This window comes from Amycolatopsis sp. NBC_00345 (genome assembly GCF_036116635.1).
Taxonomy (GTDB): domain Bacteria; phylum Actinomycetota; class Actinomycetes; order Mycobacteriales; family Pseudonocardiaceae; genus Amycolatopsis.
In genome coordinates, this window is record NZ_CP107995.1 from 2710431 (window position 1) to 2733300 (window position 22870).

The 22870-nt window shown below is 70.4% G+C and carries 16 protein-coding genes; 4 read left to right on the forward strand and 12 right to left on the reverse strand.

The annotated features are described in order from the left end of the window. Position 1 precedes the first annotated feature (1 nt). Entirely contained in the window at positions 2 to 277 is a 276-nt protein-coding gene (locus tag OG943_RS12075) for a zinc-binding dehydrogenase (RefSeq protein ID WP_328609826.1), read from the forward strand. 103 nt (positions 278 to 380) lie between these two features. Next, positions 381 to 1304, forward strand: coding sequence for an alpha/beta hydrolase (locus OG943_RS12080; RefSeq protein ID WP_328609827.1), 924 nt, complete (start codon positions 381 to 383; stop codon positions 1302 to 1304). 84 nt (positions 1305 to 1388) lie between these two features. Here OG943_RS12080 and OG943_RS12085 read toward each other — a convergent pair whose 3' ends face one another. From OG943_RS12085 to OG943_RS12105, 5 genes are all read right to left on the reverse strand, one after another. Further along, on the reverse strand, positions 1389 to 1937 hold the full coding sequence (locus OG943_RS12085; protein ID WP_328609828.1) for an AAA family ATPase: 549 nt from the start codon (positions 1935 to 1937) through the stop codon (positions 1389 to 1391). 71 nt (positions 1938 to 2008) lie between these two features. Then, positions 2009 to 2998 carry a malate dehydrogenase gene (locus OG943_RS12090; protein WP_328609829.1) on the reverse strand — a complete coding sequence of 330 codons (990 nt, stop codon included), beginning with the start codon at positions 2996 to 2998 and terminating at the stop codon, positions 2009 to 2011. 159 nt (positions 2999 to 3157) lie between these two features. Beyond that, complete coding sequence (locus OG943_RS12095) at positions 3158 to 5101, reverse strand: S53 family peptidase (protein WP_328609830.1); 1944 nt, start codon at positions 5099 to 5101, stop codon at positions 3158 to 3160. Between the two features lie 136 nt (positions 5102 to 5237). Continuing rightward, positions 5238 to 5975: an SDR family NAD(P)-dependent oxidoreductase gene (locus OG943_RS12100; RefSeq protein WP_328609831.1), complete on the reverse strand. Its 738-nt coding sequence runs from the start codon at positions 5973 to 5975 to the stop codon at positions 5238 to 5240. Positions 5976 to 6016: 41 nt separating this feature from the next. Continuing rightward, positions 6017 to 7462, reverse strand: coding sequence for an MFS transporter (locus tag OG943_RS12105; RefSeq protein ID WP_328609832.1), 1446 nt, complete (start codon positions 7460 to 7462; stop codon positions 6017 to 6019). 108 nt (positions 7463 to 7570) lie between these two features. Here OG943_RS12105 and OG943_RS12110 point away from each other — a divergent pair, with 108 nt between their 5' ends. After that, positions 7571 to 8191, forward strand: a complete 621-nt coding sequence (locus tag OG943_RS12110; RefSeq protein WP_328609833.1) for a helix-turn-helix domain-containing protein — start codon at positions 7571 to 7573, stop codon at positions 8189 to 8191. 307 nt (positions 8192 to 8498) lie between these two features. On the opposite strand, the gene rox is transcribed toward OG943_RS12110, so the two are convergent. Continuing rightward, entirely contained in the window at positions 8499 to 9923 is a 1425-nt protein-coding gene (rox, locus tag OG943_RS12115) for a rifampin monooxygenase (RefSeq protein WP_328609834.1), read from the reverse strand. Positions 9924 to 10140: 217 nt separating this feature from the next. Then, positions 10141 to 10800 carry a TetR/AcrR family transcriptional regulator gene (locus OG943_RS12120; RefSeq protein ID WP_328609835.1) on the reverse strand — a complete coding sequence of 220 codons (660 nt, stop codon included), beginning with the start codon at positions 10798 to 10800 and terminating at the stop codon, positions 10141 to 10143. A gap of 143 nt (positions 10801 to 10943) precedes the next feature. Between OG943_RS12120 and OG943_RS12125 the strand changes: the two genes are divergently transcribed. Then, positions 10944 to 12062 (forward strand): serine hydrolase domain-containing protein, encoded by a 1119-nt coding sequence (locus OG943_RS12125; RefSeq protein WP_328609836.1) that lies wholly within the window; start codon positions 10944 to 10946, stop codon positions 12060 to 12062. A gap of 10 nt (positions 12063 to 12072) precedes the next feature. Here the strand turns inward: OG943_RS12125 and OG943_RS12130 are convergent, their stop codons facing one another. The 5 genes from OG943_RS12130 to OG943_RS12150 all read right to left on the reverse strand — a co-directional run bounded on the left by OG943_RS12130 (position 12073) and on the right by OG943_RS12150 (position 22865). Continuing rightward, complete coding sequence (locus OG943_RS12130; protein WP_328609837.1) at positions 12073 to 14163, reverse strand: FUSC family protein; 2091 nt, start codon at positions 14161 to 14163, stop codon at positions 12073 to 12075. Beyond that, a complete protein-coding gene (locus tag OG943_RS12135) occupies positions 14160 to 17300 on the reverse strand; it encodes a GH92 family glycosyl hydrolase (protein ID WP_328609838.1) in 3141 nt (1046 codons plus the stop codon). Before OG943_RS12135 ends, OG943_RS12130 begins: the two co-directional genes overlap by 4 nt. 137 nt (positions 17301 to 17437) lie before the next feature. Continuing rightward, on the reverse strand, positions 17438 to 17836 hold the full coding sequence (locus OG943_RS12140) for a GNAT family N-acetyltransferase (protein WP_328609839.1): 399 nt from the start codon (positions 17834 to 17836) through the stop codon (positions 17438 to 17440). Positions 17837 to 17965: 129 nt separating this feature from the next. Continuing rightward, positions 17966 to 22273: a GH92 family glycosyl hydrolase gene (locus OG943_RS12145; protein WP_328609840.1), complete on the reverse strand. Its 4308-nt coding sequence runs from the start codon at positions 22271 to 22273 to the stop codon at positions 17966 to 17968. Positions 22274 to 22574: 301 nt separating this feature from the next. Further along, positions 22575 to 22865 carry a DUF6924 domain-containing protein gene (locus OG943_RS12150; RefSeq protein WP_328609841.1) on the reverse strand — a complete coding sequence of 97 codons (291 nt, stop codon included), beginning with the start codon at positions 22863 to 22865 and terminating at the stop codon, positions 22575 to 22577. Between the last annotated feature and the right edge of the window lie 5 nt (positions 22866 to 22870).

Here is a 22870-nt window from a genome sequence, read left to right on the forward strand (position 1 = left end):
AGTGACGGTCGCGTTCGACACCGGCCACCCGGTGCGGTCGCTGGCCGTCATCGCGGCGTCCACTGTGTACGGCTCGAAGCGGATGCGGTTCTTCGGCGGCAATCCGCGCCGTCCCTTGTTCGACGACCTCACCCGGTACGTCGAGGAGGGCGCGATCCGCCCGGTCGTCGACACGGTCCACCCGTTCTCCGACATCGTCGGTGCCCATCGAGCCTTGGAAGCGGGCGGCGTGCGGGGCAAGCATCTGGTCCGGGTGCTGGCCGAGGACCCGGTGTAGCCCTGAACACACGCGCTTGACCTTCACATGAATGTGAAGGCCTGAGGCTCGCGGTGCGGCCGGAAAGCGGCCGCTGTGCACCTGCGATGAGGAGGACCCGTTCGTGGTCTCGATCGATGTCCCGGCTTTCTACCAGGAATGGGCGAACCGCAGCGGCGGTGCCTTCGACGCGGCCGTGGGGGAGGGGAGTGACACGCTGGAGGACGTCCGGCTGGCCTACCGGAAGTTCTTCCAGGACCGCTTCCCAGCGCCGGACGGGGTGACCTTCGAGCCGGTGGACGCAGGCGGGGTGGCCGTCGAGTGGGCGACCCCCGCGGACGCCGTCGCCGGACGGCACCTGGTCTACCTGCACGGTGGTGCCTACCTCGTGGGCGACCCGCAGGGCTACCGCGGTTTGGCCGGCACTCTCGCCCGCCGCCTGCGCGCCCGCGTTCTGGTGCCGGACTACCGGCTGGCGCCCGAAGCGGTCTTTCCCGCCGCTGTCGAAGACGCCGTCACGGCCTACCGCTGGCTGCTGGATCACGGCGCTGCGCCGGAGAACGTCGTGGTCGCCGGCGACTCCGCCGGTGGCGCGATGGCGGTCAGCGCCCTGGTTGCCGCCCGAGACCAGGGACTGCCGATGCCGGCCGCCTCGATCGCCATTTCCCCCTGGGCGAACCTCGAACACACCGGGGCCACGATGCGCACACTCGACGGCATCGACCCGTCCGTCAACCGTGCGGGGCTCCGCCGCGCGGCGGAGCTCGTCCTCGGCGGCGCCCCGCAGGACAGTCCGCTGGCCTCACCGGTCTTCGCCGACACCCGCGGACTGCCCCCGGTGCTGATCCAGGTCGGCGGCCACGAGGTGATGCTCAGCGACGCCGTCAGACTGGCGGCCAAGCTGGCGGAGGACGCCGTACCCACCCGGCTGGACATCGCGCCCCTGATGGGCCACGTGTGGCATCTCCTCGCCGGCCACCTTCCTGCTGCGGACAAGGCGGTCACGGATGCCATGGCCTTCGCCGAGGAGCACCTTCCGGCCGCATGAGCTGATAAAGTGTATAACGCCCTATACGGCGGGCCGATGAGGGAAAATCGCCGCAGTAAGCAGCGAAGTCACCTTCAAAACCAGCTAAGAAAAAGCGAGGATCACCGCGGCATAGGTCTGCTCGGGATCAAGTCCTTCGGTGTCCAGCACTGTGCACTCGGGCCGGAGCGCGAGATACCCGGCGACGTGGTCGTGGATCCGGTCCAGTAGCCGGAGTCCGCCGTTCTCGGCCAGGATGTCGTCGATCTGGTGGTGCGGGCTGGAGTCCACGGTGGACGCGCGGGTGGAGTAGCGGTCGAAGGCGTGCTGTTTCGGTGCGGTGAGCACGATTTCGCGGTACTCGGCGCCGCTGGCGCGGGCGGCGGCCTCGAAGCCTTCGACCTCGTCCAGCGCGGTGGCCAGCTGGGGCAGGACGACGTCGTGGCCGGCGCGCAGGTGGGTCTCCGCCATGGCCACGGCGAGGCGGCGGCCGACGGGAAGCGTGGCCCAGAAGCCGGTGCGCCAGCCGCCGATCAGCGGGAGCAGCTGGTCGGTGTCGAGGTCGAGGGCGCCCGGGTGCCGGTCGGCGTAGAGCCGGGCCACAGTGGACTTCCCGATGCCGGACGGGCCGTTGAGGTGGATCAGTCGGGGCATCCGCCGACCCTAGCGACGGCGAAGGCCGCCCGGAATGGTTCCGGGCGGCCTTCGCCGGGTCGGGATCAGGCTCAGATCAGGCCGAGCTTCTTCACCGCGTCGCGCTCTTCGGCGAGCTCCGCGACGGAGGCGTCGATGCGGGTGCGGGAGAACTCGTCGATCTCCAGGCCCTGGACGATCTCGTACTTGCCGCCCTTGGCGGTGACCGGGAAGGACGAGATGAGGCCTTCCGGGACGCCGTAGGAGCCGTCGGAGACGACGCCCGCGGAGGTCCAGTCGCCCTCGGGGGTGCCGGTGACCCAGGTGTGGACGTGGTCGATGGCGGCCGACGCGGCGGACGCGGCCGAGGACAGGCCGCGGGCCTCGATGATCGCCGCGCCGCGCTTGGCGACGGTGGGGATGAAGGTGTCGGCGAGCCAGGCCTGGTCGTTGACGGCCTCGACGGCGCTCTTGCCGGCGACCTCGGCGTGCGCGATCGACGGGTACTGGGTGGCGGAGTGGTTGCCCCAGATGGCGACCTTCTTGAGGTCGGTGACGGGCACGCCGAGGCGCTTCGACAGCTGCGCGAGGGCGCGGTTGTGGTCGAGGCGGGTCATCGCGGTGAAGCGGTCGGCCGGCACGTCGGGGGCGTGGGCCTGGGCGATGAGGGCGTTGGTGTTGGCCGGGTTGCCCACGACGAGGACGCGGATGTCGTCGGCCGCGCCGGCGTTGATGGCTTCGCCCTGTGGCTTGAAGATGCCGCCGTTGGCCTCGAGGAGGTCGCCGCGCTCCATGCCCTTGCTGCGGGGGCGGGCGCCGACGAGCAGCGCGATGTTGGCGCCGGAGAAGGCCTGCTTGGGGTCGTCGAAGATGTCGATGCCGGCCAGGAGGCCGAACGCGCCGTCGTCGAGCTCCATCGCGGTGCCCTCAGCCGCCTTGACCGCCTGCGGGATCTCGAGGAGCCGCAGCTTCACCGGGGTGTCCGGGCCGAGGAGCTGACCGGACGCGATGCGGAACAGCAGCGCGTAGCCGATCTGGCCGGCTGCACCGGTGACGGTGACGTTGACAGGGGCTTGGGTCATAGCGGGTTCTCCAGCTTGAGACGACTTTGGCTAGTACCTGGATGCTAGCCTCCCCGGCCGCGGCTGTTCGGGTGCGTCCAGTCACTCTCCGGTGGGGCACGTGGTGTGCGGTGCCGCGCCCCGCGTCGCCGGGTCGGATGGCGGCGCGGGGCGCTGGTCTCAGCTGCCGATGAAGGACCGCAGGTAGGCCGTGGTCGGGGTGCCGAGGCCGGTTTCGGTGTCGAACCCGGGGCCGACTTCCGGGGGGACGATCCCGTCGGGTGTTCCGTCGGCCAGCTGGCTGGCGAGGATGCTGTAGAGGGTCGGTGTGTTGTTTCCCTTGTCGTCCGGCCGGTAGGAGACGGTGGTCGGGACGTTTCCGTCCGGCCGCCGGTAGGTCGTGACGTCGCGGAACGCGGGGGAGTTGGCTCGCTGGTACATGATCGGGTTGGCGAAGCCGAAGGGTTTGCCGCCCCTCGCTTGCTGGGCGAGCGCTTGCACTCCGGCGAACAACGGGGTGGAGAGGCTGGTCCCGCCGTATTTGTGCTCGGTGTACAACCAGGTGCCGGGGTCGGTGGTCGGTGAGCCGCCGAGCGCGGTGCCGCCGACCAGGAGGCCGGTCACGGGGTCCGCGTCCATGGCGACGTCGGGGCCGACCCGGTTGTGGCTGCCGTCCGGGCCGGTGGCGAGCTGGTCCGGGACGACGCCGTGCTGGTACCACGGCTCCGGCCGGTCGCCGGCCCGGCCGCCGCCGGTGCCCCCGTCGCTCTGCATCGCTTGCCAGGAGGCGCCGTCCGGGGACAGCGCGCTGGTCGCGTCGCCCCAGCCGGTTTCCCAGGACCGCTTGCCGTCCGGCCCGATCGCGAGCGAGGTGCCGCCGACCGAGGTTTCCCAGGGGCTGTTGGCGGCGGGGTTCAGCCAGTCGCCGCGGCCGTCGTCGGTGATCTTGAAGCCGCCGTCGCCGGAGCAGAAGTAGAATCCGACGCCTTGCAGTGCGCCTTCCTGGAACACCTGGTCGTAGGCCTTTCGCATGCCTGGCACGGGATCGAAGCCCAGTGACGCCGAAACGATGCTGGCGTTCGTGCGGTCGAGGACGTAGGTCAGGCTGTCGAGGAGGTTGGTGCCCTGCGCGGTGGATTCCCCGATCGCGACGATGTTCGCGTCGGGGGCGAGGCCGTGTACGGCCTCGGCGTCGATCGTGGCCTCGATCGCGCCACCGTCGCGGGGGTCTTCGTCGGGTGAGCCGTCCGGCGTCGGTACGGCGGTGAGCTGCCCGGGGCGGAGCGGTTGGGTGCCGACGTGTTTCGACCAGGTGTTGATGTCCTGTTCGAGGGTGTTCATCGGTCCGGACAGCACGGCGACGGTTTGGCCGGCGCCGGTGAGGTTGAGGCGGTCGAGTCCGTAGGCGCGGCGCAGTTGCTGGGGTGTGTATCCGCACGGGGCCAGCGGTGGCGTCGCGCCGTTCGCTTGTGGCAGTCCCTTCGCGGGCAGTTCGCCCCAATACTTCGAACAGGTTGCGGCCTGGCCGGCGTCGATGTGCGGGGTGCGCACGGCGCGTTGCGTGGCCGCGGTCTTGGCTTTGGCGTCCCTGATGAGGATGGTGTCCTGCCCGACGCCGAGGACCAGGGGGCCGAGGCCGGCCGGCACGCTCAGCTCGGTGCTCGGGATGAGGTAGTGGCCTTGGATGTGGGTCTCGGGAGGGAAGGTGTAGTCGTGGAAGGTCACCGCGAAGGCGGCGTTGAGCTGAGCGAACGTGCCGGTCACCCGCAGCTGCCGCCAGTCGGGCCGCGACACGTTCAGGCCCGCTGAGGTCAGCCAGTCGCGGACGTGGCCGACCTGGGCGGGATCGAGCTGGTGGAGTTCGCGGATCCGGTCCCGGCTGAGGAACCGGCCGTAGCCGGGGCTGTGTGGATCCGACATCGCTTTCGCCTGGGCGGCCAGCGCGGCCGGGTCTTTGACGGCGAGGTAGATGCTCTCGGACACCGGGGTGCCGGCGGGTACCGCGCCGTGGTCGATGAAGTCGTACGTTCGGCTGGTGCCGGCCAGGGCGACCCGGCCGGGCGCGGTACCGGCCGTCGCGGTCCCGGCGATGGCGAGTGCCGCCACGCAGGACGCGGCGATCATCCACCGAATTCGCGGCTTGTGCAAAGCGCCTCCTCGAAGATCATGATCCGTCGGGGGAGGCTAGTGAGGGGGTAATTCGGATTACGTAAGCGGGGGTTCTTATCTTTTCCTTATCTGCTTTCCGATAAGGCGGCCGTTAACCGAGGGCGGGCATTCCGCCTATGGCGCTGAGGGTGGTGCCGTTGACGTAGCTGGCGGCCGGGGAGGCGAGGAAGGTGACGGCTCCGGCGATTTCCTCGGCGCCCGCGAGGCGTTGGAGTGCGACGGCCTTTCCCGCGAATTCGAAGGCGTCGCCGAAGGCGGCGGTGCCTTCGGTGCGGGTGGGGCCGGCCGCGACGGCGTTGACGCGGACGCCGGCCGGGCCGAATTCCGCGGCCCAGACCCGGGTGAGGGATTCCAGGGCGGCTTTGGTGGCGCCGTAGACGCCGGTGCCCAGGCCCGGTGTGGTGGCGGCGCCACTGCTGATGTTGATGATGGCGCCGTGTCCACGGTGGACCATGGCGGGTGCCAGGGCTTGGACCAGGAGGTAGGGGGCGCGCAGGTTGATGTCGATGTGCGCGTCGAAGGTCGCCTGGTCGGTGTCGGCGGTGCGGGCGAAGTGGAAGATGCCCGCGTTGTTGACGAGGATGTCGATGTCTCCGGCGCGTTCGGCCAGGGCGGTCACCTCGGCGGGGTCGGAGAGGTCGGCGAGTTCGAACCGGGCGGAGCCGTGCAGCGCTTCGATGCGCCTGACGGTGTCGGCGGCCCGTCCACGGTCGCGGCCGTGGACGATGACGTGGGCGCCGCGTTCGGCCAGTGCCAGTGCGCTGGCGCGGCCGATTCCGGCGGTGGCTCCGGTGACCAGTGCGGTCTGGTGGGCGAGGTCCTTGTTCATGGTGGTGCTTCTTTCTGTTCAGCGGGAGACGGGGTTCGTGATCAGGCGGGGATGCGGCGCGCCCAGGTGCCGAAGAGGATCAGGGCGGTCAGGGGGAAGGCGGCTGCGACGAGGAAGGTCGTGGACAGGCCGTTCTCCAGGCTGCCGGTGCCGGTGAGCACGCTGGTCAGGATGGCCAGGCCCATACCGCCGCCGAGCTGTTGCAGGCCCTGGTTGAGGCTCGCGGCCGCGCCGAGGTGTTCGGCGGGCGCCTGGTGCATGATGACCGCGGTGACCGGGGCGAAGGTGGCGCCGGCGCCCAGGCCGAGCAGGACCGAGGGCAGCAGCACCGTGACGATCGAGGTGTCCGGGCCGGCTTCGGCGGCCACGAGCGACATCCAGGCGATGCCCAGTACGAGCCCGGTCAGCCCGGCGACGCCGATGACCCGTTCCCCCAGCCGTGGCAGCAGCCGGGGGGTGAGCTGGTTGGTGATGATCAGCCCGAGGGTGAAGGGGACCAGGGCCAGTCCGGTCTGGATGGGCGTGAAGCCGAGCACCTGCTGGGTCAGCAGCGTGGTGAAGAACAGGAAGCTGACCTGGCCCGCCGGAATGACCAGCATGGACAGCAGCGGTCCGGCGCTGCGCATCGAGGCGAAGAACGCCAGTGGCATCACCGGGTGCGGGTGCCGGCGCTCGACCAGGACGAGGGTGATCCCGGACAGGGCGGCCACGGCGAACGCCCCGAGGACGACGGGACTGGACCAGCCGCGCTCGGCGGCGGAGGTGAAGGCGAAGACCAGGGCCGCCATCGCCAGGGTCGAGGCCGCGGCACCGGTGATGTCCAGCGAGGTGCGTCGGCGTGGCAGCTCGGGCAGGCGGCGCAGCGCGCCGGCCAGGACCAGGATGCCGATGGGCGCGTTGACGAACATCACCCACTCCCAGCCCAGCGTCTGGGTCAGCACGCCACCGGCCAGCAGGCCGACCGCCGCGCCGCTGCCGATCGCCAGCACGAACATCGACAGGGCGCGGCTCCGCTGCGGTCCGGGTGTGGTGACGCCGATCAGCAGCACCATCACGCTCGGCGCGGCCAGCGCCGCACCGACACCCTGCACGGCGCGCGCGGCCACCAGGACCGCCGCCGTCGAGGCCAGCCCTCCCGCGACCGAGGCGACGATGAAGACCGACACTCCGATCAGGAGCGCCCGCCGCGGGCCGATCAGTGAGCCGACCTTCCCGCTCAGCAGGATCAGCCCGCCGAAGGACAGCGCGTACGCGGTCACGATCCACGACAGGCTCGCGCTGGAAAAGCCCAGCTCGCGGCCGATGCCGGGCAGCGCCACGTTCACGATCGAGGTGTCGACGACCAGCATCAGCTGCGTCAGCACCAAGATCACGACCGCTACCGTCACCGAGCCGCGCGGCACGGCCACCATCGGGCGGGCCGCCTGCTCACCTGCTGGTCCGCCGGGTCCGTCCACGGGTGCGGTGGACGTGCTGCCTCTGGTCATCCGTTGTTCTCCTGTCCTGGAGGGCCCCTCCGGCGGGGCTCCTGCGACCAAGATCAGGGCAGCGCGCCGATGTGGCAAACATCCTTGCCGCGGTGGCAAGATCGAGGCATGGACGAGGGCACAGCAGCGACCATGGCGGCAGTCGGTCCCCGATTGAGGGCCCTGCGCACCCGTCGCACCATCACGCTGACCCAGCTCGCCGAGACGACCGGCATTTCCCTCAGCACGCTCTCGCGCCTGGAATCAGGACAGCGTCGCCCCACCCTCGAGCTGCTGCTGCCGCTCGCCCGGGAGCTGCACGTGGCCATCGACGAGCTGATCGGCGCACCCCACACCGGAGACCCGCGGCTGCACCTCAAACCCGTCACCCGCAACGGCATGACGCTCCTGCCGCTGACCAGGCGCGCCGGGAACCTCCAGGCCTACAAACTGATCATCTCCCCGCGGACCCGGCCGCCCCAGCCCGAACAGTCCAGCCACGAGGGCTACGAATGGCTCTACGTCCTCGACGGGCGCCTGCGCCTGGTCCTGGGCGACAACGACTTCACCATGGGACCGGGCGAGGCCGCCGAATTCGACACCCGCACCCCGCACTGGTTCGGCAACGCCGACGAACACCCCGTCGAAGTCCTGACCCTCTTCGGCCACCAAGGTGAGCGCGCCCACCTGCGCGCCCGCCCCACCCCGGCCGGGCGCCGGCCGGAAGCCCCCGCGGACGGCCGCCGCTGAACACCCCTGTGGCCAGTACGACTTGGTACGAAGGGATGTGCTGGGCATTCTCTCGGAGGGTTTCCTCGCTGCCGCTGCGCGCCGGCCCGGACGTCGTGGGGCATGGCCGCACGATCCGCGTGTGGCTTCCGGCGTACGTGGTGTTGTCGCTGGCGGGAGCGGCGTTGCTCGTCATCACGCCGGGAGAGGTCTTCGACCGCATCGTGCCCTACCTCGTCGCGTCGGACGTCCTTTCTGCCGTGCGGTTTTACTCTCTCCGGTTACCTCTTCTTCTTGGCCTGAACGGACTGCGGTACTTCGGCGGCCGTCAGTCAGCGGGTTCGCCGAACCAGCGGGCGAGGTGGTCGTCGAGGTCCGGCTGATCGTCGCCGATCCAGGCGACGTGGCCGTCGGGGCGGAGCAGGACGCACGGAACATCCAGTGCCGCAGTGGGATCCGCGAGGTGGTCGACCCGGTCTGACCAGCCGCCGGCGGTCAGGCGTTCGGTGCGGTCCAGTAGCAGGCCGCGGCCGCGATGCAGCAGATCGTAGAGGCGGCCCTGTTTCAGGTCGATGTCGCGCAGGCGGCGGCCGAGCAGGTCGGGGCCCGCGCCGAAGTCGTAGCGGATATCGATCGCGGTGATCTTCTCGGTCAGGTAGCGGTTCACCTCGTTGAAGTCCATCAGTTCCGTGAGCAGCCTGCGCACGGCCCGCGGGCCCGGTTCGGTGGACGACAGCTCCATCTGGGCGCGGGTGTTGTCCAGCACGGCCTCGGCGACCGGATGACGTTCGGACTGGTAGGTGTCCAGCAGTGTTTCCGGCGCCCAGCCGCGGACCTGCGCGGCCAGTTTCCAGCCGAGGTTGAACGCGTCCTGAACGCCCAGGTTGAGGCCCTGCCCGCCGGTGGGCGGATGGATGTGGGCCGCGTCGCCGGCCAGCAGCACCCGTCCGGCCCGATAACGTTCGGCCAGCCGGGTGGCGTCCCCGAAGCGGGACAGCCAGCGCGGGGAGTGCACGCCGAAATCGGTTCCGGCGATGGTGCGCAGCTGTTGTTTGAAATCCTCGAGGGTGGGCGGTTCCGCGCGGTCGCTGACTCCCGTGGCGGGGACGACGACGCTGTAAACCCTTTCGCCGAAGGGCCGGAGCCAGAATCGCTGATGGGTCTCGCGGATTTCGGTCACCTTGGCGGCGATCTCTTCCGGCGGCACGCCCACTTCTATCTCGCCCATCAGGGTCTCGGTCCGTGCGGGCTCGCCGGGGAAGCCGACGCCGAGCAGTTTCCGCACCGTGCTGCGCTCGCCGTCACAGCCGACGAGGTAGCGCGAACGCAGCTGTTCCCCGCCGGCCAGCTCGACGGTCACCCCCTCGCCGTCCTGCTCGAAACCGGCGACCGCGCAACCACGCCGGACCTGCGCACCCAGTTCGATCGCATGGTCTTCGAGGAGGCGAACGATGACCGGCTGCGGAATGCCCAGCAGATAGGCGTGCGCGGAATCCAGGTCCTTCGGCGCGGGTTGGGGAATGGCGGCGAAGAAACCGCCGGCCGGACGCTTTCTTCCCTGCTGGACAATGCGATCCAGCAGTCCGCGCATCGCCATCAGCTCAAGACTGCGAATATGCAGACCGACTATGCGGACGAACGAAACGGGCTCGGTTTCCTGCTCCAGAACGAGTACCCGCACATCGTGCAGCCGCAGCTCGGCGGCCAGCATCGCACCAGCCGGCCCGCAGCCGGCGATGATCACGTCGAACATGAGGGGCGGTGAAGAGTCCATGGGTGCTGCCTTTCGGGAGTGCCTTGTGGTCGAGGCGCTCCCGGCGACACCTACGTCAATCGCCCGGCCGTGACGGGACGGGGAGCACCCACATCGATCCAGCGTTCATGGGTCTCACCTCCTCAGGCGGCGTCACGGTCGACCGCAACCTACAAGCCCGGCCATCGCTCCGTCCAATCCTTTCCCCGCCACGTGATCACCCCGGGCGGACCGCGGCCTCGATCTGGTCGAGCTGCGCGGCGAGGATCTCTTCGAACGCGGCGCGGCGGTCCACCCCGAGAGGACGGACGTCGCGGGCGAAGTGGGCCAGGGCCGGGAAGCGTTCAGGGTCGGCGCCGAGGACCGCGACGCGGAACAGCTCCATGCCCTGTTCGTGCTCTTCGGGCGTGACGGTGCTGACCCCGGCCTCGGAGGCGATCAACGCGGCGATGAGGACCGCGATCCGGTGGTAGCGCGCCGGGATCTCCTCGTCGGGCAGCCCCGACGCGCGCAGAGCCTGCAGTGCCTCTTCCATGACCAGCCGGGAACCAGCGCCGCTCGACGCGTAGCGTCCCCAGACCGCGGCGAGCTGAGGCTGCTGGCCGAAGGCCTCTCTCAAACGCAGGGCCAGGGCCGTGATGCGCTGCTTCCAGTCGCCCTCGGGGTGGTGGCCGTCCATGGCGGTCAGGAGGATCCGGTCGGCGACCGCGCGCAGCAGTTCGGTCTTGCTGCGGAAGTGCCGGTAGAGGCTGGAGGAATCGGTCCCGAGCACCGCGGCGAGCTTGCGCACGCTGAACGACTCGGTGTCGCCCGTGCGCAGCAACTCCGCCGCCGCGTCCAGGATCGCCTCGGTCGACCAGCGCTTTCGGCCTGTCATCTCGCCCCTCTCGCCGGGACCCATCCTAACTTGTGCACTTGGTGTTGCACGCACCGCGTGCATAATGGGATCCGAGGGGCCCGGCAGCAAGCGGGCCACCGGTGCGTGGAGCACCCACTGGGGAATACGAGAGGACGCCTGTCGTGAAGAATCCGCTGGATCCCGCCGACCTGAACGCCGCCCTGGAAAACGTCCACCGTGCCGGGATGCCAGGCTTGTTCGCCGAAGTGTGTGAAGGCGACCAGGTCTGGCGCGGCGCCGCCGGAGTCGCCGATGTCGCCACCGGCAGCCCTGTCACCGCCGGCCTGCGGCACCGGGTCGGCAGCATCACCAAGACCTTCACCGCCGCCGCGGTGCTGCAGCAGGTCGAGAGCGGTCAGATCGGGCTCGACACACCGATCGGCCACTACCTGCCGAAGCTGGTCCCCGGCGAACGCGGCGACGCGATCACGGTCCGGATGCTGATCAACCACACCAGCGGCCTCGCCGAGTACCTCCCCTACGCCTACCCGTCCCTCAAGGCTTTCCCCGCCCTCGCGGACACCGGGCCCCAGAGCCTGGACGACCACCGGTTCACGCGGTTTCACCCCACCGAACTGATCGAAATGGGGGTCACCGCACCGGCCGCCGGCGCCCCGGGCGGCACTCCGGGGCTGTACTCCAACACCAACTACCTGCTCCTCGGCGAACTCCTGGAACAGGTCACCGGCACTACGGCCGAGCACTGCATCACCCGCAACGTCATCGAACGCGCCGGGCTCCGGAACACCGAGCTGCCCACCGGGCCATCCGTCAACGGGCCGCACTCGCGGATCTACGAGGCGTGGTTCGGCATGATCGAGCCGCCGCGCGACTACAGCGTCTACGACATGTCGTGGGTGGGGCCGGCGGCCTCGCTGATCTCGACCGTCGCGGACCTCAACCGCTTCTTCCGCCTGCTGCTGGCCGGCGAGATCGTCAGCCCGTCGTCGCTGGCACAAATGCAACGCACCGTCCCGGTCGTCTCCCAAGAGGGAAAGATCATCGACTACGGCCTCGGCCTGCACCCGATGGCGGCTCCCGGCCAGCGCACCTTCTGGGGCCATGGCGGCACGGTCTGGGGTGCCGGAGCACTGGCCATGACCCGGGCCGACGGCAAGCGCCAGCTGTCCGTCGCGGTGAACCTGCAGCGGTGGAACCGGCTCGACTCCTCCGGCCAGCCGCAGCCCCATCCCATCGACGCCGCGCTGGCGGCTCTCTACCGCGTGGCGATGTACGGCTGACCGGGCGTCGCTACGACAGCGACGGGTGCACCGCATCGACGGCGAAGACACGGCCGAGGGCGATCAGGCCCTCGTCGAGGTGGCTGAGGCTGGAGAGCACGGCGCGGGTTTCGGCGTCGTCGATGCGGTCGGCCACCGGGGTGCCGTCGTCGCGGACGAGCTTCTTCGACGGGGTCGTGTTCGGGTGGCGGACGGCTTCGCCGATGACGTCGACGTTGGCGAGGATGCGGCCGGTGAACTGGTCGAGGCGTTCGGCGACCGGCCCGTCGAGCTGGCCGGGCTGGGCGCGGGCGGCGACGTGGCGGGCGCGGAAGGCGATGCCTTCGAGCGTGGTGAGCACGTGCCAGCCGTAGTCGCGGCGGGCGCTGCGGAGGTTGATCGGGTGGGTGAGGGGCTCGATGGTCTTGCGGACCTGCTCGACGGCGCGGTCGAGGTCGCGGGACATCTCGATGATGTTGACGTTGTCCCGGCCCGACAGCAGGCGTTCGGCGGACTCGAGGAACTCGTGCAGTTCGTCGAGCACGATGGCGATGTCGTCGAGCATCACCGAGCGGGTGCGGACGGGGACGATCACCAGGGCGGCCAGCAGGCCGGAGGCAGCGCCGACGGCGGTCTCGGCGACCCGGATCCAGAGCACCTCGATGCTGAACGTGCCGAGCAGGCTGTAGAGCAGGCCGAGCATGCTGGTGACGAAAAACGCCATCAGGAACTGCGAGACGCGGGACATGTAGACCATGCCGAACACACAGACCAGGATCAGCGCGAGGATCGCGATGGTGTCGCCGCTGACGAGCAGGGCGAGCACCACACCGCCGACGATGCCGATCAGGGTGCCGCCGGTGCGGCGGACGCCTTTGACGAAGCGCGCGCCGGCGCTGGAGGTGCCGATGAACACGACGAAAACGGTGAGCACGGCCCAATACCAGCGCTGGTGGGAGATGAGCTGGCCGGCGAGGACGGCGAGCCCGCCGCCGACGACGGCCTGGATCGCGCTGCGGGTCTGGTTGTCGTAGGCGAACGCGCGGGTGGGCTCGGGCTCGTCGGCTTCGGTTTCGTCGAGGGAGAAGTCCACGCCCCGCCCGTTGGCGGCGACGCGCTGGGCGCGGTCGTCGGCCACGGCGAGCTCGGCGATGGCGCGGCGGACCCCGTCCCCGGGCTTGGCGTTCCGGTCGATCCGGCTGCCTTCCACCAGCATGCGGCTGTATTCGCCGGTCTCGCTGATCAGGGGCAGCTCACGCGGGTCGCGTTCCATCAGCGAGCGGAACTTCGCCAGGCGCCCGAGAAGATCCTCGGCGACGCCGGTCTGGAGGCTCTCGGAGCAGGTGCGCTGCACGGTGATGGTGAGCCACTGGACGGCGAGCTCGACTTCGATGGCGCGGCGGCGGAGCTGGTCGGCCTTGCGCTCGTCGACGACGTCGGGCGCGTTGTCCTCGATCAGCAGCACCGACTCGTGCAGACGGGCGAGCGCCGTGCGGATCTGACGGTCGGCGCGGTCGCCGCCGGCGGCGGTGATGTAGGCCTCGGTGGCGCGGATGGCGGCGGCGACGCGGGCGCGGAACGCGCGGCGGATGCGGATGAACTCGCTCTCGGCGTTGCGGCGCAACAGGACGAAGCGGACCAGCGCGTTCGCGGCCACGCCGATCAGCATCGCGATGAGCAGCTGCGGAACCTGCTTGAAGTGGGCCTGCAGGAACATGGGGAAGAAGAACAGGAAGAACATCATCGAGCCCAGCGCGGTGCCGCGGGGACCGAAACGCTGGACGTAGACGGCGATGAAGATCAGCAGCACGAAGATGATGCTGTCGAGCGGCGGGTAGGCGGCGCCGAGGCTGGCGAGGGTGATGGAGCAGGCGCCGACGACGGCGGCGAGGCAGAGCGTGACGGCCTGGCCGCCGCTGGTCGGGTCGTTGACGGTGAAGGCGCTCATCATCGCGGCGATGGCGGCGACCAGGCTGGTGGTGAGCGGGTAGTGCAGGGGCTGCAGCGCGAGGATCGCGATGATGATGCCGAGCACGGCGGAGCCGGCCAGCCGCAGCCGGATGAAGCCGGGGTCGGCGGCCGCCAGCCGGTCCAGGGCGGCGTTGCGGAGGTCGGCGATCATCGGGCGAGCAGCTCCCACTGGGCGAGGGTGACGCGGCGGCGGGTCGAACCGGTGACGCGCAGGCGGTAGCGCGCGAAGGCCGCGGGGGTGGCGAGGGTGAACGGGCGGGTCTGGCGGCGCCAGCGGAACAGCTCGCCGGCGCGTTCGTCGAGCACGGTCCAGCGCCGTCCGTCGGCGGAGCCTTCGAGGACCCAGCCGGTCGGGTCGCCGCCGCGGGCGCCGGAGGTGAGCGTGTACATCGTGACCTCGCGGGGCGGACCGTCCACGAGGAACTCGACAACCGGGGTACGGGTGGCGAAGGTGTCCTCGGTGCGGCTGGTGTCGTCGATGAGCGCGGTCGCGGGGCCGTCCGGGCTGTGGACGGTGCCGCGCAGATCGGTCAACGGGGCGGGCGGGACCGCCGTGACGGGTTCCGCGCCCCAGGTGCCGGGCTCGGCGCGGACGTCGAACTCGAGCACGGCGCCGCCCGCGAGCACGGCGTGCGCGACCGTGGGCGAGGAGTGCGGGGCGCCGTCGATGGTGAGGCCGTGCACGTACGGGGTGTCCGTCGTGGCGGTGGCGCTTGGTGCTCGGATGACCAGGTCCTTCCCGTTCTCCAGGTGCAGGGTCGCGGTCCGGAACAGGGGTGTGCAGAGCGCGTACCGCGGGGTGCCGACGGCCAGCGGGTAGAGGCCGAGTGCGGTGAAGACATACCAGGCGGACATCTCGCCGTTGTCCTCGTCCCCCGGATAACCCTGGCCGAGCTCGCTGCCGAGGTAGAGCCGGCGCAGGACTTCGCGGACGGTGCGCTGCAGTTTCGCGGGCGCGCCGGCGAAGCCGTAGATGAACGGGATGTGGTGCGACGGCTGGTTGGAGTGGCCGTACTGGCCCATCCGGACGTCGCGGGCCTCGGTCATCTCGTGGATGAGGCCGCCGTACGAGCCGGGCTTGCGGCCCGTCTCCGGGGTGCGGAAGAACTCGTCGAGCTTCGCTTCGAGCCCGGCGGGCCCGCCGTGGAGGGCGGCGAGGCCGGGACCGTCGTGGGGCACGGAGAAGGCGGTGTTCCAGGCGTTGGTCTCGACGAAGTCGCCGCCCCAGGCCTGCGGGTCGTAGCCCTCGGCCGGGAAGTGGCGGCCGCCGTCGAGGGTGCGGCCCTGGAAGAAGCCGATGCGCGGGTCGAAGTGGTTGACGTAGTGCTGGGCCCGTTGGCGCAGGTAGGCGGCGTTGTCGGCGAAGCGGCGGGCGCGGTCGCCTTCGCTTTCCCGGGCGAGGGCGTCGGACAGGTTGGCGAGGCCGAAGTCGTTGAGACAGCCCTCCAGCGCCCAGGACAGTCCTTCGCGCACCGAGGTCGGGGTGTAGCCGAGGAACGGTGAGCGGTGGAGTCCCTTGCGGCCGACGCCGGCGCGGGGCGGGGCGACGGTGGCGTTCTTCAACGCCGCGTCGTAAGCGGATTCGACGTCGAAAGTGCGGACGCCCTTGAGATAGGCGTCGGCGAAGGCGACGTCGGAGCTGGTGCCGGTCATCAGGTCGGCGTAACCGGGGGATGACCAGCGGGCGATCCAGCCGCCTTCGCGGTACTGCTGCACGAAGCCGTCGATCATGCGGCCGCAGCGCTCGGGCGCGAGCAGCGCGTACGCGGGCCAGGTGGTGCGATAGGTGTCCCAGAAGCCGTTGTTGACGTACAGCTCGCCGTCGACGATCCGGGCGCCGGTGCGGCGGCGGGTGCTCGGGCGGCGGCCGCGCAGCACCGGGCTGGCGTGCCGGATGCCGTCGGGGGTGTTCTCGTGGGCGGTGTTCGGGTAGAGGAACAGCCGGTAGAGGCTGGAGTAGAACGTGGTCAGCTGGTCCTCGGTGGCGCCGTCCAGCTCGACCCGGCCGAGCAGCTCCTGCCAGCGCTCGCGGGCACGGTCGCGGACCTGTTCGAAGGTGGTGCCGGCCGGGATCTCCAGCTCCAGGTTGCGTTTCGCCTGCGCGAGGCTGATCAGTGAGGTCGCGATCCGCACGGTCACCTCGGGCGCGTCGAAGCTCAGCTGCCCGGTGACGGTCCGCCACAGTGGACGGCGGACGCGGCCGCCGCCGCCGGCCGGGGTGTCGGCCTGGGCGTAGACGAACATCCGCCGCGCCCCGGTGGAGAGCCGGCTGCGCACCCAGGTGTGGCCGGTGACAACGCCACTATCCGGATGGACGCGCAGGCCGCCGCGGTTACGGGCGTTGTCGAACAGCACCCAGCCACGGCCCTCGGGGAAGGTGAACCGGAAGATCGCGGCGTGCTCGGAGGGCGCGAGGTCGGCCGTGACCCCGCCGGCGAAGCGGACGCCGTAGTGGTGCGGCCGGTCGGTCTCGTCGTCGTGGGAGAACGCCAGCGCGCGCCGCTCGGGGTTCGGCTCGACCGGGCCGGTGCCGGGCATCAGCTGGAAGGTGTGCCGGTCGCCCATCCACGGGCTCGGCTGGTGGCTGAGCGCGAACGCCTGCAGCCGCGGCGAGTTCCGCGCGTCGTTGTGCCGGTGGTAGGAGTAGATCCAGTTCAGCGCGCGGGCGTCGGTGACCGGGGTCCAGAAGTTGAACCCGTGCGGCACGGCGGTGGCCGGGAAGGTGTTGCCGCGGGAGAACTCGTTGCTGGAGTGGCTGCCGCGGGTGGTGCGGACGTGGTCGACCGGGTCCTTGGCGGGGGTGTGGTGCTCGGCGACCCGGACATCGTCGAGCCAGCCGTCGACGGCCTCGCCACCGGGCGGCTCGGTGACCAGCACGATCCGCCGGACCCGGCGGCCGGCGAACTGCCCGAGCGGGTGGCGGACCAGGTTCCACTGGTCGACCAGCAGCGTCTTGCCCCGGCCCTGCCCGGCCGCCGAGATCCCGGCCGTGGTGCCGTCGTCGAACTCGACGTCCAGCGCGACGAACGTGGCCCGGTAGGACGGCACCGGCCGCTCGCCGACCGGGAAGACCACGTAGGACAGTGCACTGTGGGCGGTGACCGGCAGGTCCATTTCGAACAGCACGATGCGGCCGGCGCGGCCGTACCGCAGCGCGCGCAGCCCGGTGAACCCGACACCGGTCTTCGCGGTCGGCGACCGGTCCGGCCCGCGGCCCACCCGCAGGCTCGTGGTGACCGGCTGTGGTTCACCGGTTTCGAAGGAGGAGAAGAACCCGGTGCTCGTCACGCACTCACGGTAGTGGCTCGGGTGCCCGGGCACCCGGTGATCGTCTTCCGCGTGGCGTTTGCGGCCGCTGCGATGTAGCCGAGTCTCGGCTGCCCTGAAGGCCACCATGAGGGCATCTACGTCCCTCATGGTGGCCTTCAGGGCAGCCGGAGCAGCCCGGCGTCGGTCGGGCGGAAGCCGCACGCGCCGAAGTAGAACGGGCGCAGGTGCGGTTCGAAGTCCACGTGCAGCCACTCGCACCCGGCGGCGCGGGCCCCGTCCGCGGCGCGGCGCACCAGCTCGGTCGCGATCCCGCGGCGCTGGTATTCGGGCCGGACCTTCGGGTCGAGCAGGAACGCGTGGTCACCCCCGTCCCACGCGACGTTCGCGAAGCCCACCAGCCGGCCGTCACGGTGGGCGCTCGTCCAGCCGAGGCTGTGCCCGCGCACCCGGTCCCACCAACCGGCCTCGGGCCGTCCCCCGTGCGAGACGGTCAGCTCCGCCAGCTCGGCGTCCGCCAGCTCGGCCCGCCACCGGTAGTCGATCTCGGATCCCATCCGCCCGACGCTGCCACGCCCGCCCGGGCGCGAGCCACCGGATTTCCCGGCCCGGACAAGCAGGCCCGGACAAGACGGTGGCCCCCTCCCGGACCGGGAAGGGGCCACCGTCTTGTCTGCCGAGGCCGGCTACGGCTTCGCGCACTGACCCGCGGACGGGCCGCGGACCGTGTTCGCGAGGGTGTTGTCCGTCGGCGCCGGGGTGTTGCCCGTGCAGGCCAGCGGGCCGCCCACGGTGCTGCTGGCCAGCACCGTGCCGTGGTTGCCCACCAGCGTCGCCGGGCCGCCGATGTCGGTCAGCTCGATCGACACCGAACCCGTCGTGCCCGTGATCGCCACCGGGCCCGCCACCTTCGTGCGGTTCAGCACCACCTGCGCCGCGCCGGTCGCCGCCAGCGGGCCCGAGATCGAGCCGCCGCGGACCACCAGCGAAGCGCCGCCCGACACCGTGACCGGGCCGGACACCGTCGCGCCGTTGAGGCACACCGTGCCGCTCGACACCGTCAGCGGGCCCTTCTGCACCCCCGTCAGCGTCTTCGTGCACGACGCGTCCGGCCGGCCCAGCAGCTCGAACTCGGCCAGCGACGCCGCCGGACCGGTGGTCGCGGTGACCTCCAGCCGGTAGTAGGCGTAGTGCGCCGGGTTCTTCACCGCGAACGCGCGGGTCTGCTGCCGCCACGGGAACGCCTGGCCGGTCTGCTGGTCGGCGACCGCCCACGTCTTCCCGTCGTACGAGCCCTTCAGCACCCAGCTCTTCGGGTCACCCGCGCCCTTCGGCGAGGTCAGCGTGTAATGCGTGACCGCCTCGTCCGTCGAGTTCAGCTGGTACTGCACCGCACCCGTCACCTTCGCCTCGGTGCCCGAAGTGTTGTCCACCAACGCCGTGGCGTCAGAACCGTCCGAAGTGGACAACGTGCCCCTGCCCGGCCCGGTCTCGTCGTGCAGCGGCGTCGGGGGAGCGTTGCCCGTGGTGATCGACTTCGGCGCGTCGTTCGGGCCGGTGCCCCACTGCGACGGGTTCGGGCCCATGTCGAAGTCCAGCGTGCCGCCGTGGGCCAGCAGGTCCTGCGCCACCGTCGTCGAGGTGTAGGCCTTGCCGTTGACCTTCAGGCCCTGCACGTAGACGTTCTTCGCGTTGTTCTTCGGCGCGTTGATCACCAGATCGCCACCGGGCAGGTGCACGGTCGCCTTGGTGAACAGCGGCGACCCGATCGCGTAGTTCGGGCTGCCCATCTGCAACGGGTAGAAGCCCAGCGCGCCGAACACGTACCACGCGGACATCTCGCCGTTGTCCTCGTCGCCCGCGTAACCCTGGCCCAGCTCGCTGCCGGTGTAGAGCCGCGAGAGCGCCTCACGCACCTTGGCCTGCGTCTTCGACGGCTGACCCGCGTAGTCGTACATGTAGAGCAGGTGGTGCGAGGGCTGGTTGGAGTGGCCGTACTGGCCCATCCGCACGTCCCGCGCCTCCCGCATCTCGTGGATCGCGCCACCGTAGGTGCCGGGGAAGTCCGCGGTCTCCTGGTCGGCGAAGAACTGGTCCAGCTTGTCAGCCAGCTTGTCCTTGCCGCCGTAGAGGTCCGCCAGGCCCTGACCGTCCTGCGGCACCGTGAAGGCCATGTTCCAGCCGTCGGTCTCGGTGTAGTCGCCACCCCACACGCGCGGGTCGTAGTCGGCCTTGGACTTGGTGAACTTCCCGCTCGCGTCCTTGCCCTGGAAGAACCCGACACTCGGGTCGAACAGGTTCACGTACTGCTGCGCGCGGCTGGTGAAGTACTGGTAGTTCTCCAGGTACTCCGGCTTCCGCGGGTCACTCGCCGGGGCCTGGTCGTACATCTTCTTCGACAGGTTCGCGATGCCGAAGTCGTTGACGTAGCCCTCCATCGCCCACGAGAAGCCCTCACCGGTCGAGTTCGGCGTGTAGCCGAGGAAGATCGACTGGTCCAGCCCCTTGCGCCCGACCGCCGAGTTCGGCGGCGTCACGGTGGCGTTCTTCAGCGCCGCGTCATAGGCCGACTTGACGTCGAAGTTCGTCACGCCCTTGAGGTAGGCGTCGGCGAACGCGACGTCGGAGCTCGTGCCCGTCATCAGGTCCGCGTAACCGGGGGAGGACCAGCGGGCGATCCACCCGGCGTCGCGGTACTGCTGCACGAAACCGTCGACCATCTTCCCGGCCATGTCCGGCGAGAGCAGCGAGTACGCCGGCCAGGTCGTGCGATAGGTGTCCCAGAACCCGTTGTTCACGTAGGTCTGGCCATCGACGACCTTCGAGCCCGTCTGCGTCGCGGTGTCCGCGCCCGCCTTCGGCGACACGGGACTGGCGTACTTGTACACCGGCTTGTCGGTGGTACCGGTGTTCTCGAAACCCTCGTTCGGGTAGAGGAACAGCCGGTAGAGGTTCGAGTACAGCGTCTCCAGCTGGTCCTTCGACGCGCCCTGCACCTCGATCACGCCGAGCTGCTTGTCCCACGCCTGCTGCGCGGCGTCGCGCGCGGAGTCGAACGACACACCCGGCCCAGCCTCCATCGCCAGGTTCTTCTTCGCCTGGTCCACGCTCAGCAGCGAGGTCGCGATCCGCATCGTCACGGTCTTGTCCGCGCCCGCGTTGAACCGCAGGTAACCCGTGACGTTGTCCCGGCCCTGCCCGGTCAGCTTCGCCCCGGCCGTCACCGGCTTGTCGAAGGTGGCGTAGACGAACATCCGCCCCGCGCCCGCCGACAGCCCGCTCTTCGCGTCCGTGTACCCGCTCAGGGTGCCCGTGGCCGGGTCGAGGGTGAGCCCGCCGGAGTTGTTGACGTTGTCGAAGATCAGGCTGGAGTCGTTGCCCGGGAAGGAGAACCGCATGACCGCCGCGTGGTCGGTCGGCGCGATCTCGGTCTTGATCCCGTTCTGGAACGTGACGCCGTAGTAGTGCGCCCGCGCGACCTCGTCGTCGTGCTTGAACGCCAGCGCCCGCGCGTCCCGGTTCGCGTCCGGCACCCCTGCCGCCGCCGACGGCATCACCTGGAAGCTCTGCCGGTCACCCATCCACGGGCTCGGCTCGTGGCTCACGCTGAACGCCTGCAACGCGGGCAGGTTGTCCGTGTTGTTCTGCGAGTGGTAGTTGTACAGCCAGCTGGCCGACCCGGCGTCCGTCACCGGCGTCCAGAAGTTGAAACCGTGCGGCACGGCGGTCGCCGGGAAGTTGTTGCCCCGCGAGAACGTGCTGTTCGCGAGCGTCCCGCGCGTGGTGAGCACGTTGTCGCTCGGGCGGGTGCTCGCCGGCGGCGTCGGCGTGGCCGAGACCTTCACGTCGTCCAGCCAGCCCTGGAAGATGCCCGGGCCGTTCGGGTTGTCGTAGCCCACCAGGATCCGGGCGATCGTCTTGCCCGGCGCGACCGTGCCGATCGCCGAGCGCACCAGGTTCCACTGGTTGGCGTAGAGCACCTTGCTCGCGCCCTGGCCCTGCGGCGACAGCGGGAACCCGTACTGGTCCGTCGCGCCCAGCGAGCTGAGGTACGTGCCGTCGGTGAAGGCCAGGTCGATCGCGACGTTCGTGCTCGGGTACTTCAGGTCGCCGGTGACGAACTGCGGCTGCACCTTGTACGACAGCTCGGTGGAGGGCACCACCGGGATGTTCACGTCGAAGACCTTGTTGTACGACCAGCCGTGCCCGGCGACGGTCTGGCTGCCGGAGTAGCGGAACGCCTTCTGGCCGGTGAAGCCCACCCGGTTCTTGTTCGTGTAACCGCTGGTGGGGCCGGAGTCGACGAAGCTGCGCATGTTCGGCAACGGCGGCGGGGCCGGGTCGTCGTTGGCCAGCAGCAGCTCCGAGAGCTGCAGTGCGGTGTCCCCGTGGTCACGGGTGACGTCGAGGCGGTAGTACTTGAACGCCTTGCTCGCCGCGGCCAGCTTGTAGTCCTTCTGCTGGAGGCGGTTCTCGAACGTCTGCCCGGTCTGCTTGTCCAGGTCGAGCCACGCCTTCGCGTCGTCCGAGCCCTGCAGCGTCCAGTCCTGGGGGTCGCGGCCGGGGAAGTCGTTGGCCGAGCTGATCGCGTAGTGCGTGATCGACGTCGGCTCCGACAGCGTCACCTGCGCCCACGCCGTGGGGTCCCACGACAGCCACTTGGTGTCCGTCGTGCCGTCGACCAGGTTGGCCGCGACCTCACCGCCGTCGGTGTTCTCGCTGCTCGCGGTCACCTCGGTCACCTTGCCGCGGATGTCACCCGGGATCGCGGTGCCGTTCGCCCCGTTCACCCCGGACGCGCGCGGCTTGCCCGCCGCATCGGTGTCAACGGTGTCCTGCCACGTCGGCTGCGGGTCGTTCGCCTCGAACGACGACGAGAAGTCCGGTGGTGCCGCGGCTTCGGCGGTGGCCGCGGTCACCGGCAGGGCGGCCAGTCCGGCGGCCGCCACCACCGCGACCAGCACGGCGTGAACGGGTCTGGCGCTTCGGGGCATCATTGCTCCAGGCTTGTCGGGACGATCTTCACGCGCCCGCGCACAAGGGAGACCGGCGGCGGCGCGCGGCAAGCGAAACCCGGGTGTGACATCGATGTCAAGTCCCGGCGGGCAAACCTGGCCGGAAACAGACAACGCCGGACGTAACCCAGCTGGTGCGTCCGGGCGGACGGCGTACGGACGGAGCGGGTGGCGGGCGCCTTACTCGCACCGCGGCTGGGGGAACGGCTGCGGGTACGACCCGTTCGACGCGGAGGCGTTCGCCCGGAACCGCCCGCTACCCCGACGATCCCGAGGTGCCTCAGCCGCCGAACCCGCGGAAGACCCCGTCCGCACCGGCAGCGGAGGTGAAATCCTGCCAGTCCATGTTGCCCAGCGAGATGTTGTTCTCCACCGACCACAGCTCCGCCGGGATCACCCGGAGCCGCCCGTTGCCCTCCGGCCTCACCCGCACGACCAGCAGCGCCCACTCCGGCGCCCGCGCGGTCAGCTGCTCGACGGTCGCGTCCCGGTACACGGCGTCCCACCCGTCCTGGTCGGCGAAGTCCGTGCGGATCAGCAGGCCGGCTTTGGTGTCGGGCAGACGCTCCACACGCC